Consider the following 16,445-nt stretch of genomic DNA (forward strand, 5'->3'; position numbering starts at 1 on the left):
TTCATTGGTTCCTCTCGAATCACAAATACGCTTACGGACGTGCAGCCGTGCCATCTGGCAGACGCGCATTGGTCCAGTCCGGAATCCCACCCGATACCGGATATTTCGCTGCCTCTTTCAGATCGATATCCACGCCCAACCCCGGACGATCGCTAAGGTACGCATAACCGCGATCAATCTCCGGACAACCTGGGAACACCTCCTGCAGCGCCTCGTTGACCGGCGTGTACTCCTGAATGCCAAGGTTGGTGATGCTCAGATCGATATGCAGGTTTGCCGCAACGCCAATCGGTGAGATATCACCCGGACCATGCCACGCGGTGCGCACGCCAAACAATTCGGCAAAGGTCGCCAGTTTCTTCGCTGGCGTGATGCCGCCAATGGTGCTGACGTGGCAGCGAATATAATCGATCAGCTGGTTTTGAATTAACGGCTTCCACTCGTTGATTTGCGTAAACAGCTCGCCCATGGCAATCGGCGTGCTGCTTTGGCTGCGTAACTTGCTTAGCCAATCGATATTCTCCGGCGCAACCGGATCCTCGAGGAAAAACAGCTGATACGGTTCGAGTGATTTCGCCAACTGAATCGAAGCGATTGGCGTGATGCGCTCGTGTACATCATGAATAAACTCCACGCCAAAGCCGAGTTTATTGCGCAGATGATCAAACAGGCGGGGTACGGCGCGCGCATAGGCATCCGGATCGAAATAGATGCCGTGCGTAGGATTACGCGGTGATACTTTCGGCTGAATATTGCGGGCCTTGGCCAGCTTGCCGGCAATCAGGCGTAAATCATCGGTACCCGCGCCGCCATACATGCCCATCTGACAGCGCACATATTGATAGCCCTCCTCCATGCGCGCGCGAATGTTATCTTCAACTTCAATCTCATCTGCGCCGTCGCAGTGACGATAAAGCGGCACGCCATCACGACATTTTCCGCCAAGCAGTTCATATACCGGCAAGTCGGCGACTTTGCCCTTCAGATCCCACAGTGCCATATCAACGCCGGAGAGCGCATTATTCATCACCGGACCATTACGCCAGTAACCGCTCACCGCCGCCGATTGCCAGATATCTTCGATACGCGCCGGGTCTTTACCGATCAAAAACGGCTTCATGTAGTTTTCGATGGCTGCGGCGACCGCATAGATACGCTGAGTAAAAGTGGCGCAGCCTAAACCGTATAAACCGGGTTCGCTGGTTTCGATTTTTACCACCACCAAATCAATGCCGCCTGGCGCGGTAAGGATGGTTTTTACATCGGTAATTTTCAGGTTACTCATCATGATCCTCACGGGAGCTGGATAACATGCTGTATGATGTCCTACATGTTATGTGTATTAAAAAGCCCTGTTCAGGGCTTTTGGTTATTCAGTTATGGCGTACATCTTCAATTGCGTGCACGTTGTGTGTCATCGCACTATTAAGCGTCTCGGCCGCCAGCGCCGCATCGCGGTTTTTCAACGCCATAAAGACTTTGATATGGGCTTCAACGCTTTCCAGCGTGATGCCTAACACCCGATTTAACTCTTCCAGGTAATGCACATAAATTCCTTTCAGCGATTCCATTACGTGGATGAACACCTTGTTGTGCGAGGCTTTCACAATCGCCAGATGGAAATCGTAGTCCGCCAGCGAGTACTTTTTGTAGTCATCTTTACTCACCAGCATGCGATTCAAGGCGCTTTCCAGCACTTTGACATCTTCATCAGTGGCGTTCTGAACTGCCAGCTCCATACATTTGAACTCGACGGTCTGACGGAAAACCCGCATATCATCAAACTCTTCCTGCGACAGATGCAGAATGGGCTGGTTATCACTGAACGATCCGTAGCGCGCCACTTCGCGGGTAACATATGTGCCCTTCCCCTGATGCGTCACCACTACGCCAAGGTCACGCAGCTTCTGCACGGCACTCCTGACGCTGACGCGGCTCACCTGAAAGGTTGCGGTCAGTTCCGCTTCAGAAGGCAACTTACAGCCCGGCTCCCACAGACCATCCTGAATGTTCTGCTTCATCTGTTCGTAGATGACATCAACCACATTATGTTTTTGGATACTTTCCAGCGCCACGGCGTTACTCACTTGTCCTACATGTCTACCGCTTTTTAACGTGTCACTGCTTGCAACACAAGCAGCAATTTTTCGCGCAGCAAAAGCGATACTGCAAAACCCCGAAATTTAACTATTACTTTCATTAGGTTAATCATAAAAAGAAGATAATTACCTTCTGACGATGACATTAAAAATTTGTGAGATATCTTACAAATCTCTCGCCTGCCAATTGCTGCCTTTCTGCGCATAACGTAAAAGTAACTCATCCAACTTGTTAGTCATGTTACATGAAGGACGTTTTGTTATGCAGACCTTATTTAACCTCTCCGGGAAAACCGCCCTGATCACCGGCTCAACGCGCGGTTTGGGATTCGCTTATGCACAAGGCCTGGCGCAAGCCGGCGCCAAAGTGCTGCTGAATGGCACGCGTCAGGAGCATATGGATACGGCGTTGGAACAATTACAGAAGCAGGGATTTGACGCTCGAGGCTTTCTGTTCAATGTGGCAGATGAAGCCGCGATTGAAGCGGTATTCCAGCAGCTCGACGAAGAGAGTATTCACGTCGACATTGTGATCAACAACGCAGGTATTCAGTTCCGCAAACCGATGCTGGAACTAGCATTGAGCGACTGGCAGCGCGTGCTGGATGTCAATCTCACCAGCGCGTTCCTTGTTTCGCGTGCGGCAGCCAAACGCATGGTTGAACGCCAGCGCGGTGGGAAAATTATCAATATCGGATCGCTGACCAGCGAAGCCGCGCGCCCTACGGTTGCGCCTTACACTGCGGCGAAAGGCGGTATCAAACTGCTGACTAAATCGATGGCGGCTGAATGGGCGCCGTTCAATATCCAGACCAACGGCATCGGGCCAGGCTACATCCTCACCGATATGAACGAAGCGCTGGTCGAAAACGAAGAGTTCAATAAATGGGTCTGCAGCAGCAATCCGTCTGGCCGCTGGGGAAAACCCGACGAACTAGTGGGTACCGCCATCTATCTGGCGTCCTCTGCTTCCGATTACGTCAATGGCCAGATGATTTACGTGGATGGCGGCTGGCTCGCCACCTTGTAACAGCGACCTAAGCTGGGCATCAAGACTCAGCTGTATCCTACTCAAGCGACCTGAGGTCATACCATGAACCAGAATATTGCAGGGATTTTACCGGCCAGTCGGTGGGGAAAACTCATCCCGATTGCCTTTATTACCTATAGCCTCGCCTACCTCGATCGTGCCAACTACGGTTTCGGTGCCGCCGCAGGTCTGGCTGAAGATCTCAATATCACGCCCGCCATTTCGGCGTTACTTGGCGCACTGTTTTTCCTTGGTTACTTCTGTTTTCAGGTGCCGGGCGGTATTTACGCTGAAAAGCACTCGGCGAAGAAGCTGATTTTCTGGAGCCTGATCCTGTGGGGCGCATTGGCTACCGCCACCGGCATGGTGCACAGCGTGGCGCTGCTGGCGGTGATTCGCTTCCTGCTCGGCGTGGCGGAAAGTGTGGTGATGCCGGCGATGCTGATCTTCCTCAGCCACTGGTTCACGCGCGCGGAACGTTCCAAAGCCAATACTTTTCTGTTCCTCGGCAATCCGATTACCGTGTTATGGATGTCGATCCTCTCCGGCTATCTGGTGAATTCCTTTGGCTGGCGCGGCATGTTCATTATTGAAGGTGTGCCCGCCATTTTGTGGGCATTTATCTGGTGGAAAATTTATGCCGACCGACCGCGCGATGCCAAATGGCTGAGCGAAGCGGAAAAGCGTGCAGTAGTAAACGCGCTGGCGGCAGAGCAGCAATCGATCAAACCGGTTAAGAATTACCGTGAAGCCTTCCGCTCGCCTAAGGTGCTGGCGCTGGCCTTTATCCACTTCTTTTGGAATATCGGCATGTACGGTTTCATCATGTGGCTACCTTCAATGCTGAAGAGCGCGTCCGGCATGGGCATCGTCGCGACCGGTTGGCTCTCTGCCGCGCCCTATCTGCTCGCCGTGCCGCTGATGCTGACCGCATCCTGGTTCTCCGATAAATATCAGCAGCGTAAAAACATCGTGCTGCTTTTCCTTGGGCTGGGCGCGGTGTGCTTCATTGCTTCCTTTACGCTCGGTGCGACCCACTTCTGGCTCTCATGGGTGCTGTTGGTGATTGCTGGCGGTGCGATGTACACGCCGTATGGTCCGTTCTTCGCGGCGATTCCTGAGATGCTGCCACGCAACGTGGTGGCGGGCGCGATGTCCTTCGTGGTCTGTTTCGGTGCGCTCGGTTCGTTCGTCGGCGCGTGGATTGTGGGCTATCTCAATGGCCTGACCGGCAGCCCGGCGGCATCTTACGTATTTATGGGTGGGTCGCTGGTTGTCGCGGTATTACTCACCGCGCTCACCACCTTTAGCAGCCTGAGCACGCCAACGGCACAAACCCGCTCTGCATACTAATAGAGAATGAAGTCATGACCATGAAACCCACGCGCACGCGTTTAAGCGTTTTATTCATGCTGTTTATTGTCACCGCGATTAATTACATGGATCGCGCTAACCTGGCGGTGGCCGGTTCCCATATTCAGGGCGAGTTTTTCTTATCCGCCACCCAACTCGGTTTGCTGTTTTCGATGTTTACCTGGTTTTATGCCCTGAGCCAGATTCCGGTCGGCTATCTGCTTGACCGGATTGGTTCGCGCTGGCTGTACGGCGGCGCGATTGTGCTGTGGAGCCTGTTTACCCTGCTGATGGGATTGGCATCGCATCACTTTTTCACCACCGCCACTGCGTCATTTATGATGCTGTTGGTGTGCCGCGCGCTGATTGGTGTGGCGGAAGCGCCCTCTTTTCCCTCCAACACCAAAATCATCGCCACCTGGTTTCCCGACCATGAACGTGCGCGTGCAACGGCAACCTACTCCAGCGCGCAATATATTGGCCTGGCGCTGCTGACGCCGGTGCTGTCGTTTATCGTCAGCCAATGGGGCTGGGAAATGTCGTTTTATCTCTCTGGCCTGGTTGGGATTGTGTTCGGTATTTACTGGCTGATTGTCTATCGCGATCCGCAGCACAGCAGCAAAGTGAATGATGCGGAACTCGATATTATCCGCAAAGGCGGCGGTCACGGTTCGGTAAATCAGCAAACCGGCAACGGCAAAGTTAACTGGCAGTCGGTGAAATACATCCTGCGTCAGCGCACCACATGGGGTTTGTTTATTGCGCAGTTTGCGGCTTCATCGACGCTCTACTTTTTCCTGACCTGGTTTATTGTCTATCTGGAAAAAGGGCTGCATCTGTCGATCGATAAAGCGGGGATTGGCGCGATGTTCCCTTATCTGATGGCGATGGCGGGCGTGCTGTGTGGCGGGACGCTGAGTGATTTCCTGCTAAAGCGTGGCCGCAGCCGCACTTTTGCGCGCAAGCTGCCGGTGATGCTGGGCATGTTGCTCACCTGCTCGATTGCGCTGGTGAATTTCTTCCAGGACAGCCCGGTAATTGCCATCGCCATTCTCTCTATCGCTTTCTTCGCCAACGCCTTCTCTAATCTCGGCTGGGTGGTGTGCAGCGATGTGATTCCGCGCCACTTAATCGGCACCATCGGCGGCTTTCTGAACATTTTTGGCAATCTTTCCGGCATTGTCAGCCCGATCATCATTGGCGTTATTTTGCAGCGCACCCACAACTTCCAGTATGCCATGTGGTACATCGCTGCCGTCGCGCTGATGGGCTTTTTGGCCTACCTGCTGCTGGTTGGCAAAATTGAAGTGATGACGCCGCCCGGCGAAGAACACGCTGACAATAAAAAGAAATTCGAAACCCCTTCAAACGCATAGAGAGAAGCATAATGCAGCAGAAAACAGTGAACGCGGTGATCGTCAATGCCGCACATGATGTGCGCTGTGAGTCGCGGGAAATTGAGTGGAACACGCAACAAGTGTTGGTCAAAGTTGAGCGTGGCGGGATTTGTGGCTCGGATATTCACTATTTCCAGCATGGACGCGCGGGCATGTCAGTGCTGAAAGCGCCGATGATTTTAGGCCATGAGTTTGTTGGCATCATCGAGCAAGTGCCAGAAAACAGCGACCTGAAAGTTGGCCAGCGCGTGGCGATCAACCCTTCCCAACCCTGCCAGTTGTGTGCGCTGTGTCAGGAAGGAAAACAGAACCTTTGCCGCTCAATGCGCTTTATGGGCAGCGCGCAGTTTTTTCCGCATGTTAACGGTGGATTTGCCCAATATGTGGCGGTGAATCCCTTGCAGTGCGTGCCGTACAGCGATAGCGCGGATGCTAAAGTGATGGCCTTCGCCGAACCGCTGGCAGTGTGCATTCATGCGGTGCGTCAGGCGGGTGATTTAACCGGCAAGCGCGTGCTGGTCACCGGTGCCGGGCCGATCGGTTGTCTGGTGATAGCGGCGGCACTGGCTTCCGGTGCCACCGAAGTGGTGGCCACCGACATCAGCGAACGTTGCTGTCAGTTGGCGAACGAGATGGGCGCCAGCGCGGCGATCGATCCGCGTGACGAACAGCAAACTGCACTCTTAGCGGAAAATGGCGGCTGTTTTGATGTCTGTTTTGAAGCTTCTGGTGCAGGCGCGGCGGTGGCTTCGCTGGTTGCCTTTACCCGTCCGGGCGGCATTATCGTGCAGCTCGGCATGGGCGCGGCTGAAGTGAACTATCCTATCGGACCGTTGCTGGTCAAAGAGATACAGCTGCGTGGCTCCTTCCGCTTCACCAGCGAGTTCACCACTGCGGTACGCTGGCTCGAGCAAGGCAAAATCAATCCGCTGCCGCTGCTATCAGCCGAAATGCCCATGCAGGATGCGGCACTTGCGCTGGAACTGGCTGCGGATAAAGATCGAGCCGCCAAAGTACAGTTGGTTTTCTAAGCGTAAAAAAACGGCTGATGCGATGCACCAGCCGTTGTCATACATTTTCGCACTATTCGGTTACTTCAAACGGAATGCCACAACGCTGTCACCCGCCTGGGTGCCGAGCGAACCGTGACCGCCTGCTGCAATCACCACGTACTGCTTACCGTCTTTGCCCATAAAGGTAGACGGTGTGGCTTGCGCACCGGCACTCAGCTCGGTTTGCCACAGCAGTTCGCCGGTGGTGCTGTCGTAAGCGCGGAAGAAGTTATCCGCGGTTGCACCGTGGAACACCAGATCACCTGCGGTCAGCAATGGACCACCGTGCGCCACCATGCCCATCGGGAAACCGATTGGGAAACGGCCTGGCAGGAAGCTGGTCTTCAGGTTTTTGGTGACGCCGACGCGACGCAGCCATTCGGTTTTACCGGTCTTCAGATCCACGCCCACCATGCGGCCCCAAGGTGGCGCAACGCATGGAATGCCGAGGCCAGACGCCATCTGCTGGATATGAATCGCGTAATCACCGTGGAAGTTTTCGTTCCAGTATGGCGTGCCATCTTTGGTGAACAGGCGCTCGGTGGCGGTCTGCTCGCTACGCTTGATCAGGTTGTATTTGTAAGCCAGACGCACTGGCGCGGCAATCAGCATTTGACGCTGCGGATCGACGGCAACAGAACCCCAGTTGAACACACCAATGTTGCCAGGGAAGATCAGCGAACCACCTTCAGTTGCTGGCGTCCACGGATTGCCGTCATAGCGCAGGCTACGGAAATCCATGCGGCATGACATCTGGTCAAACGGCGTGATGCCCCACATTGACTTCTCAGTCAACGGCTGCGGGATGAAGTTCAGGCTGGAAACCGGCTGGGTTGCCGCAAATTTCTCGCCTGCGACGCCACCTTCAGTGGAGACCTTCACCTGATTTACCGGATACACCGGCTGGCCGGTAAGACGGTTCAGCACAAACAGGTTGCCGGTTTTGGTCGGCAGGATCACCACAGGCTGCTTCTGGCCCTGATAATCGATGTCCACCAGCGAAGGCTGTGACGGATTATCGCGGTCCCACAGATCGTGGTTGGAGCTCTGATAGCGCCATTTGAACGCACCGGTTTGCAGATCCAGCGCCACCAGCGCATCGCGGAACTTCTCGGTGTTGCTGTTCGGATCGCGTTCAATGCCCACTTCATCCGGTGAAGCGTTACCAAACGGTACGTATACTACGCCGTTTTTCAGGTCAGCACTCAGCGTGCCCCACGCTACTGGCGTGTCCTGCGGGTAGTTTTGACCAGCAGCGATTGGTGCGGTGTTTTCCGGGTTGGCCGGATCAAAGTTCCACATCAGACGACCGCTTTGCACATCGTACGCACGAATCACGCCTGACGGGTTGCCGCTGTTGAAGCCGTTATCCATCACGGAACCGCCAACGATCACCAGCTTGCCCGCGACCAGCGGTGCTGCGGTTTGCATCAGCGCATGTGGACGCACTTCACCCATGTTGGCGTGCAGATCAACCACACCGTTCTGACCGAAATCAGCGCACGGTTTACCGGTATCGGCATCCAGCGCAATTAGCTGCGCATCGGTGGTGGCGTTAAAGATACGCTTACGGCAGATAGCCGGATTCGCTGCGCTATCCTGCGCGGCAACCGGGGTTTCTTCGTAGTAGCTTACGCCGCGACAGGTTTGATGCTGCTGCAGGTAAGAGCGATCTTTATTCGGCGTGAATTTCCATTTCACCGCGCCGGTTTCCGGATCAAGCGCGTGCACTTCGTTATGCGGCGTACAGAAGTACAGCATGCCGTTGGCTTTCAGCGGCGTGGCTTCGAAGGTGTATTCGCTGGCATCCGCATCCTGGCGCAGATCGCCAGTGTGATAAGTCCAGGCAACTTCGAGGTTTTTGACGTTCTCTTTGCTGATTTGATTCAGCGATGAGAAACGCAGGCCGTCAGACGAACCACCGTACGCAGTCCAGTCGTTAGCAGCGCCCTGCTCGCTGTTCTGTTCGCGGGCATTGCTGATGGTGCCTTGCTGCGGAACCGGATCGTAGAAGCACAGACCAATCACCACCACAATCATGATAATCACGGTGCCGCCGAGGAAGCCGTGGAAACGGCGTTCACCGCGATACAGCGGTTTCACCACCCACGGCATCGCCAGCCACAGGCCGATCACACCGAACAGGTCACCGCGTGGGATCCACTGCCATTTATCAAAGCCCACTTCCCAGATAATCCAGGCGAGCGTAATCCACATCAGCACCGCATACAGCGCCAGCGCGCTGCGCTGGTTGCGGAACAGTAAAATTGCGGTAATAAGTAAGCCCACCGCCATCAGTGCATAGAAGGCGCTGCCGCCCAGCATTAACAGCTTGCCGCCCATGTACAGCAAGGCAATCGCCAGAATCGCGAGCACGATACTGGTTAGTTTGTTAACCATGCTAATCCCTCAACCATTTTCATCGAAAAACCTCAAAAATAACCCCACATAAAATCAACAGAATTTTAACGTACGTTACCGTTTAGTAAAAACCCGTTGCGAGGTGTGTCGTTAGCTCCGCTAATGAATGTAGTTTGGCTAATGGCTGCCAGCTACCGCCTCGCTCAATGTGTGACTGAAATCACGTTTCATTTTCGTTGAGAGAATTAATCATTAGTGAGGAAAATTCGCATTTTTTGATAACGGTAAATGGCGAGAGTACGCGATTTGCTGGCTTTTGCGCCTGAGACATAACCTTGTGCGGATTTATTACTACGCCCGCTGTAGTTGAAAACTTACGCTGTTTTCTTTTTACCCGGGAAACGTTATGAAAATCACTTTATTAGCTTGCTCATTGTTGCTCCTCACGGTGACTTCACAGGCTGCCAGCAACGAACTGATCGTTGGCGATCAAAAAGGTAATGCTCGCGCAGTGATGTCCGCCGCCGGCGAGCTCAACAATGTGCCATATGAAATCAAATGGTATGAGTTCCCCAACGCTGCGCCGCTACTGGAGTCGCTCAACTCCCAGCATCTGGATGCCGGATTGGTCGGCGATGGTCCGCTGTCATTTGCCGTAGCGGCGGGCGCGCAGATCCGCGCCATTCAGGCATCGCAATATCTCGGCAATGCCATCGTGGTGAAAAAGGATAGCGCCCTGCACAGCATTGCCGACTTAAAAGGCAAAAAAGTGGCGACGGTAAAAGGTTCGGCCGGACAAAATATGGTGCTGAATGCGCTGCACGAAGCGGGTTTGCCAGACGACAGCGTCAGTTTTGTCTTTACTACGCCGTCGGAAGCAACGCTGGCGCTGGATAATGGCGCGGTGGATGCGGTGGCAACCTGGGAACCCTAAGTGTCGTTTGCCGTGGCCCAATCCGGCGATCGTATCGCCATCGACGGCAAAAACTCTCCGGTTTCAAACTATCTGGTGGCAACCGATAGCGCCATCGCCAGCAAGCGAGAGCAGCTCGCAGACTTCCGTCAGCGCCTGATCCGCGCACGCGCGTGGGGCGTGGCGCATCCACAAGCGTACGCCAGCGAGATCGCCAAACTGCTGCGTCTGCCAGATGCGGTGGCGCTGAGCAAAGTACAGCGTGAAAACAACGCGCCGGTAGAAGATTACGCCTTGGTGGAAAAACGCCAGCAGCTGGCGATTGATACCTTTACCCGCGGCGGCCTGATCAAACCCGGCTTAAAAGCCGACAAACTGGTGGATGCCTCCTTCTTTAACGCCAACGGAGCCGCCAAACCATGATGAATCTGGCGCTCTACCTCGACTCCGGTATTCATCAGGGCGGCTGGCGTCATCCCGATTCGGCCGCGACCGGCGGCAGTAATTGGCCGCTGTATCGCAAAATTGCCCAACGCGCCGAAGCCGCAAAGCTGGACATGATTTTTGTCGCTGACAAGCTGGCGATTGATGATGTTTATGGCGGTCATCTGACGCACACCGTGCAGCATCGTCAGGTTGGCTGGTCTGAACCCTTAACATTATTAGCCGCGCTGGCGGCGGTGACTGACCACATCGGACTTGGCGGCACGGTTTCCTCTTCCTATTCGGTGCCGTATACCACCGCGCGTCAGTTGGCCAACATCGACCACATCAGCGGCGGGCGCGCGGCGTGGAACGTGGTTACCTCGCTGAGCCACGCCGAAGCGCGCAACTTTGGTCGCAGCGAACACTTCAGCCATGAGGATCGCTATCGCCGCGCGGCCGAATTTATCGACGTAATGAAAGCGCTGTGGGACAGCTTTGAAGAGGACGCGCTGATTCTGGATAAAGCCCAGGCGCGCTTTGCCGACCCGGCACGCTTCCATCGACTTGATCATCCGGGTGAATCTTTCGACGTGCAGGGCCCGCTGAACCTGCCGCGCCCGCCGCAAGGGCATCCGGTGGTGATTCAGGCTGGCGTCTCGGAGGCCTTTATCGATCTGGCGGCGCAACAGGCGGAAGTGCTGTTTGTGGTGCAACCCAATCGGGAACGCGCGCAGCAGTTCTATCAAACCCTGAAACAGCGTGCGCAGCAGTATCAGCGTCAGCCCGATCAACTGCGCATTCTGCCTGGCATGGTGCCGATTGTCGGCACCACGCAGCGCGATGCCGAGGAGCGTGCGGCATACCTGAAATCATTGATTACTGTGGAATCGGGCCTGAGCTTTGTCTCGGCCAGCATGAATATCGATTTGTCGCAGTATCCGATTGACGGTCCGGTGCCGGATCTGCGTGAAAAGATCACCGGCAGCAAAGGCCGTTTCCAGTATGTGATTGCCAGCGCCATTGAGCAGAACCTGACGCTGGGTGAGATGGCGAAACGCTACGCGGAGAGCTTGTCGTTCCCTGCTCCGACCGGCACAGCGGATAGCATTGCGCAGCAGATGATTGACTGGTATCAGCATCAGGCCTGCGACGGTTTTGTCATTCTGCCCACCTACATTGATGAGAACGAAGATCGCTTCCTCGAACAGGTTGTACCGCGCCTGCAGGACGCGGGCGTCTTCCGCAGAGACTATCAGCCGGGCACGCTGCGCGATCGTTTAGGCTTAGTCAAGCCGGAAAATCGCTTTCACAGTTAGACATTAATTGAAATAACTTAATAGATTATAAAAGCACCGCTGCGATTATTCCTGGCAACGATTATCACAGCGGTGCGAATAAGCGCATTTTTATTACACTTTCATTTCCGCAGTCTTTATTTAAGATTTTTTGAATTGATTAACTATTGCGTCCCAATACCTTTTTGAGAGTTTCCTCAGCCTGTTATCCCCAATTGAGCGTGATATAAATCACATAACTGCTCTGCGGCAAGTCCGCTATAAAAAAGAAGGTTATGATGATTAGCGCAGATTTCTTTTATCGTAAATTACGTTTTCCTTTTAAACTCACACACGCTGCTTTTAAGTTTCCGGTTGCCAATGCGCATGCCCGGCAATATCAGGTGATGTCGCCTGAACAGACCATTGACCTGCTGCTCAATAACGACAAGCTCTCCGTAAGCCGCTATGGCGACGGCGAGCTGGAAATGACCTTGTTCAAGAATATCGGTTTTCAATCTTTCGATGAACGTCTCTCGATTCGCCTTAAAGAGATATTACGTCGCGGAAGCCAGCCGAAGAATACATGCTTATTGTGTTTGCCCGATGCCTTTCGCGGCACCTCGAATATGCGTTTTGGTTCGGCCCTATTCTGGTTTTTTCATAAAGCGTTTTATTTTCGCCATTATGAAGCGTTATTAAAGAAAGATTATCGCTATGGTAATACCTCTGTTACGCGTCCCTATCATGATTATAAGGATAAGCAACAGGCTGCTCGTGTGTTTAATAAGTTCAGGCAACTGTTCAGTGACAAAAAGATATTAATTGTGGAAGGTAGCGGCACGCGTCTCGGCATCGGCAACGATTTGCTCGGCGGCGCGCGGGAGATTAAACGCATCACCACACTCAATCGCAACGCTTTCTCGGTTTACAACGATCTCTACAGCGCCGTCCTGGCGCACGCACGCGATTACGATATGGTACTGATGTCGCTCGGCCCCACCGCAACGGTGCTGGCTTACGATCTCAGCCAGCATGGCATTCGCTGTATTGATACCGGCCACATTGATATCGAGTATGAATGGATGCGCAGTGCCGCGCGTGACAAGGTGCAGGTGGCTGGCAAGAACGTCAATGAAGTTGGCGTGTTGCTCAGCGACGACGCGCGCGACGCCGATGAGCATTATCGCCAGCAGATTTTGCTGCATGTCGGGCTGCCACAGGAAGCGGTGCTGTCGGCGATGGTGATGCATCCGCCGGTCTAATCCACATCGCAAGCAATCGCAAAAAAAGGGCATTTTGAGATTGCTTGCGATGGCGTTGTTACCCTTCGCGCTTTTTCAGCCACTCTTGCAGCTTGCGCAGTGAAACAGGCGCCTGATACACCGTTCCTTTTCCCTCCTTGAGTGGACGCAACAATCCCTGTTCGGTGAGATTTTTCAGGCGCGCACGCGCGGTGTTATCCGCAATGCCGAGCCGCGATTTAATTCCAGCAGAGCTGAGTAACGAACCCGGCGCATTCAGTGCGATAGCCATGATATCCAGCTCACCTTTGGCTAAGGTCATATTCTCTTCCACCCACGTCACCAGACGCTCCCGCTCTTTATGCAGCGTGGCGATTTGCTCGGTGAATGCATTAACCGCGCGCATTACCACTTCACACTGAAACTGCACGAAATAGGTTAGATCCATCTCATCGGTTTCGCTGTACAGATAGGAGATGCCGTACTTTACCGCTGCGGCTTTCAACAGCTTGCTAATAGAGATGTAGCGGAATGCGCTATAACCGTGACGAATCAGATGATGGTAGAACAGCCCGCGCGCGGTGCGACCGTTGCCATCATTAAAGGGATGAATGTAGCCGATGGCAAAGTGCATTACGCAGGCGACCAGCAACGGATGCGTGCCCTGCTGCTCCAGCCACGCAACTTCGGCGCATAACGCGTCCAGCAGGCTATTCAGCCGCTGATAATCCGGCGGCTGATGAATGATTTCGCCGTCTCGCCCGGCAACGAACACATCGTTATTGTCACGCACCGCACCGGGCCGATATTTGTCATCATTAATGCCAGCGCAGGCGATGTGATGAATTTCCAGAATATCGGCGCGTGTCAACGGCGCATCACCCAACGTGGCAATGTGCTGCATCAGCCGCCAATTGCCCATGATCATGCTTTCATCTTCGTTGCGCGGTGCACGCCCCACCGCCAGCAACTCCATTGCCACACGCGAGGTTGTCGCCGCGCCTTCCAACTGACTGGATGAGATCGCCTCTTCCATGATCAGCTGAGACATCAGATAGGAAGCTGCATCCTCATCCGTCGGTTCGCCATTGCGCGCAAAGGTCATGCGATCGACCATCGACATCGCCGCCGTGATTTTGGCCGTGAGGTTACAGGTCACGGTTTGATCGGCGATCACAAAGTGCTGCGCGCTGCTGCGGCGCTTGAATTTCAATGCGCTCCACAGTTTCTCACGCATCTGGCCATCACTGACTCGACGATACAATTCATCGAAATGCAGATAGCGCTCATCCCACTCGGCATGACTAGCGAGAAGCGAATTAATCTCACTGATACTCAACGAATCAATAAGTTGAGCAGGCGGACAACGCAGTTTCATCTCAAGCAATCTCAAAAACAGTGTATTTTGAGTTTACTTGAGATTAGCTGCGACGACAAATGGCGCTTACAGCGCGGTTAGCTGCCGTGTCGCTGGCAGAAGGCGCGGAGATCGGATGACTGGAAATCCGCCAGATTCGTCATCAATTTCTCCAGCGGCCAGTTCCACCAGGCAATTGCCTGCAGTTGTGCGGCAATATCCGCAGCGAAACGCGCACGGATCACTTTGGCTGGCACGCCACCGACAATGGTGTAAGGCGGTACATCTTTCGTCACCACCGCACCGGCCGCCAGCACCGCGCCATCCCCCACCGTTACGCCCGGCAGAACGATCACGCCATGCCCAATCCACACGTCATTACCAATAATCACGCGATCGGCGCGTCGCTCGGCAAAGAAGCCATTATCGCGCTCCGCCTGCCCATCGTAGTATTCCGGGCAGTAGGTGAAACGGTGCTGCGAAGCGCGGTCCATCGGATGATTGGGCGCGCCAATCCGCACATGATTGGCAATGGCGGTAAAGCGTCCAATCTGCGCATCGGCGACGCAGCAGTGCTCTCCCAGATAAGAGAAATCGCCGAGTTCGGTATATTCGATATAGGTTTCGGCCAGCACTTCACATTGCGCGCCAATCTGGGTTTCGCGCATACGCACGCTGGGATCGATAACGGTGTGTTGCAGTTTTGCCGGTTGCACAGCAGCGAGTGCCATAATCAAAGCTCCGTGTGGTCAGATGTCTGGATAAGCGGTTGCGACTGGGCAACCGCGAGCCATCACGCTACAGCGACAAGATGACAGAAATGCTATTGTGCGCATCTGCAATGGGCGATTTGAGGAAAGGGAATGAGAACACCGTGGTCAATACTGGCGCTGTTGTGGTCAGCCGGACAGGCATCTGCCGCGCTGCCCGCCGACATCAAAGCCGGTGATATTGTGCAAGTGCAGTTAGCGCAACTCCATCCGACGCAGGCCGCGATTGGCTATCGTCAGCTGGATTACAAACAACATCGTTATGAAGCCGAACCGAAAAAGCTGTTTGATGATTATTGCGAAAGCATGGGTCAGAAAGGCGTCGATAAATTTGATAGTAAATCACGTCTCTCGCAGCCCAGCAGCTTCAGTTGTAAAGCGCCGGTTGGCAGCGAACCTGGCCCGATGAAAACGGCGGTGATTGCACCGGATAATGTGCTGTACCTTACCGATGGTCATCATACTTTCAGTAATTTCGCCGATATCGCCGGTCTCAACACGCCGGTGCAGGTACGCATTACTAATGACTTCCGCAGCCTGAAAACCATGTCCGCCTTCTGGCAAAAAATGGAAGCGGCACATCTGGTGTGGCTGGACACGCCATCCGGCAAAATTAAACCGGATGCGCTGCCGAAAGAGCTGGGCCGCCAGCACATGCAGAATGATGAATATCGCTCGCTGGTCTATTTCGTGCGCGATATTGGCTTTGACAAAGAGCAAAATCCGCCGCCGTTCCTTGAATTCTACTGGGGCAAATGGCTGGAAACTCAGCTCCCACTGAAGAACTTTGATCTCAACAATCGCGGCGGTTACGCCAAAGCGCTGGAAACCATCGCTGAGAAGATGACCAGCGTGCCGAAAGACACGGTAATTGCGCACAGCGATAGCGGCGCGCTGACGGCGGATCGGTTAGGCGCACGCAAGAAAGTGAACGAGAAGAAGCTGGAAAAGCTGGTCTCCGACAACGGCAAATTGACGTGGGCCTTTGCGCAATAACCATACGGTCGCCATAAATGGCGACCCTACATTCGCATCGGCCAGTCGGGATTCGCCAGTGCGCTTTTGCCAATCGATACATAATCCGCGCCCTGCTCCAGCGCCTGCGCTGCCGAGCTGGCTCCGCGCGTGCTATTGAGATTGCCTTGCGAGATGCGCAACCGCAGCTGCTC

Annotated in this window: 15 protein-coding genes; 9 read left to right on the forward strand and 6 right to left on the reverse strand. The window is 54.2% G+C overall.

Going from position 1 to position 16,445, the window contains the following annotated elements; translation table 11 throughout:
* Positions 1–31: 31 nt before the first annotated feature.
* Positions 32–1,285, reverse strand: coding sequence for an enolase C-terminal domain-like protein (locus ACXIZX_RS08945; RefSeq protein ID WP_008104104.1), 1,254 nt, complete (start codon positions 1,283–1,285; stop codon positions 32–34).
* A gap of 88 nt (positions 1,286–1,373) precedes the next feature.
* On the reverse strand, positions 1,374–2,075 hold the full coding sequence (locus tag ACXIZX_RS08950; RefSeq protein WP_008104106.1) for a FadR/GntR family transcriptional regulator: 702 nt from the start codon (positions 2,073–2,075) through the stop codon (positions 1,374–1,376).
* A gap of 286 nt (positions 2,076–2,361) precedes the next feature.
* Here ACXIZX_RS08950 and ACXIZX_RS08955 point away from each other — a divergent pair, with 286 nt between their 5' ends.
* The 4 genes from ACXIZX_RS08955 (at position 2,362) to idnD (ending at position 6,910) form a co-directional block, all read left to right on the forward strand.
* The gene (locus tag ACXIZX_RS08955; RefSeq protein ID WP_479403997.1) at positions 2,362–3,129 is read left to right on the forward strand and encodes an SDR family oxidoreductase; all 768 of its coding nucleotides are present in this window, start codon (positions 2,362–2,364) and stop codon (positions 3,127–3,129) included.
* A gap of 63 nt (positions 3,130–3,192) precedes the next feature.
* The gene (locus ACXIZX_RS08960; protein ID WP_479403998.1) at positions 3,193–4,482 is read left to right on the forward strand and encodes an MFS transporter; all 1,290 of its coding nucleotides are present in this window, start codon (positions 3,193–3,195) and stop codon (positions 4,480–4,482) included.
* Positions 4,483–4,502: 20 nt separating this feature from the next.
* Positions 4,503–5,858: an MFS transporter gene (locus ACXIZX_RS08965; RefSeq protein ID WP_479404862.1), complete on the forward strand. Its 1,356-nt coding sequence runs from the start codon at positions 4,503–4,505 to the stop codon at positions 5,856–5,858.
* A gap of 11 nt (positions 5,859–5,869) precedes the next feature.
* Entirely contained in the window at positions 5,870–6,910 is a 1,041-nt protein-coding gene (gene idnD, locus ACXIZX_RS08970; RefSeq protein WP_479403999.1) for an L-idonate 5-dehydrogenase, read from the forward strand.
* A 60-nt stretch (positions 6,911–6,970) separates the two neighbouring features.
* Here idnD and ACXIZX_RS08975 read toward each other — a convergent pair whose 3' ends face one another.
* Entirely contained in the window at positions 6,971–9,331 is a 2,361-nt protein-coding gene (locus tag ACXIZX_RS08975; protein ID WP_479404000.1) for a membrane-bound PQQ-dependent dehydrogenase, glucose/quinate/shikimate family, read from the reverse strand.
* Between the two features lie 367 nt (positions 9,332–9,698).
* Between ACXIZX_RS08975 and ACXIZX_RS08980 the strand changes: the two genes are divergently transcribed.
* From ACXIZX_RS08980 to ACXIZX_RS08995, 4 genes are all read left to right on the forward strand, one after another.
* Positions 9,699–10,226 (forward strand): ABC transporter substrate-binding protein, encoded by a 528-nt coding sequence (locus tag ACXIZX_RS08980; RefSeq protein WP_479404001.1) that lies wholly within the window; start codon positions 9,699–9,701, stop codon positions 10,224–10,226.
* Positions 10,227–10,628 (forward strand): type 2 periplasmic-binding domain-containing protein, encoded by a 402-nt coding sequence (locus tag ACXIZX_RS08985; RefSeq protein WP_479404002.1) that lies wholly within the window; start codon positions 10,227–10,229, stop codon positions 10,626–10,628.
* On the forward strand, positions 10,625–11,947 hold the full coding sequence (locus tag ACXIZX_RS08990; protein ID WP_479404003.1) for an LLM class flavin-dependent oxidoreductase: 1,323 nt from the start codon (positions 10,625–10,627) through the stop codon (positions 11,945–11,947). The genes ACXIZX_RS08985 and ACXIZX_RS08990 overlap by 4 nt, the downstream gene beginning before the upstream one ends.
* Before the next feature lie 257 nt (positions 11,948–12,204).
* Entirely contained in the window at positions 12,205–13,170 is a 966-nt protein-coding gene (locus ACXIZX_RS08995; RefSeq protein WP_479404863.1) for a GT-D fold domain-containing glycosyltransferase, read from the forward strand.
* 58 nt (positions 13,171–13,228) lie between these two features.
* Here ACXIZX_RS08995 and ACXIZX_RS09000 read toward each other — a convergent pair whose 3' ends face one another.
* Entirely contained in the window at positions 13,229–14,527 is a 1,299-nt protein-coding gene (locus tag ACXIZX_RS09000; protein ID WP_479404004.1) for a Fic family protein, read from the reverse strand.
* A gap of 77 nt (positions 14,528–14,604) precedes the next feature.
* Complete coding sequence (locus ACXIZX_RS09005) at positions 14,605–15,237, reverse strand: DapH/DapD/GlmU-related protein (RefSeq protein ID WP_479404005.1); 633 nt, start codon at positions 15,235–15,237, stop codon at positions 14,605–14,607.
* 132 nt (positions 15,238–15,369) lie between these two features.
* On the opposite strand from ACXIZX_RS09005, the gene ACXIZX_RS09010 reads away from it, so the two are divergent.
* Positions 15,370–16,272: a ParB/Srx family N-terminal domain-containing protein gene (locus ACXIZX_RS09010; protein ID WP_061720088.1), complete on the forward strand. Its 903-nt coding sequence runs from the start codon at positions 15,370–15,372 to the stop codon at positions 16,270–16,272.
* A gap of 26 nt (positions 16,273–16,298) precedes the next feature.
* Here ACXIZX_RS09010 and ACXIZX_RS09015 read toward each other — a convergent pair whose 3' ends face one another.
* Positions 16,299–16,433: a hypothetical protein gene (locus ACXIZX_RS09015; RefSeq protein WP_479404006.1), complete on the reverse strand. Its 135-nt coding sequence runs from the start codon at positions 16,431–16,433 to the stop codon at positions 16,299–16,301.
* Positions 16,434–16,445 lie beyond the last annotated feature (12 nt).

It is taken from the genome of Candidatus Pantoea symbiotica (assembly GCF_056491525.1).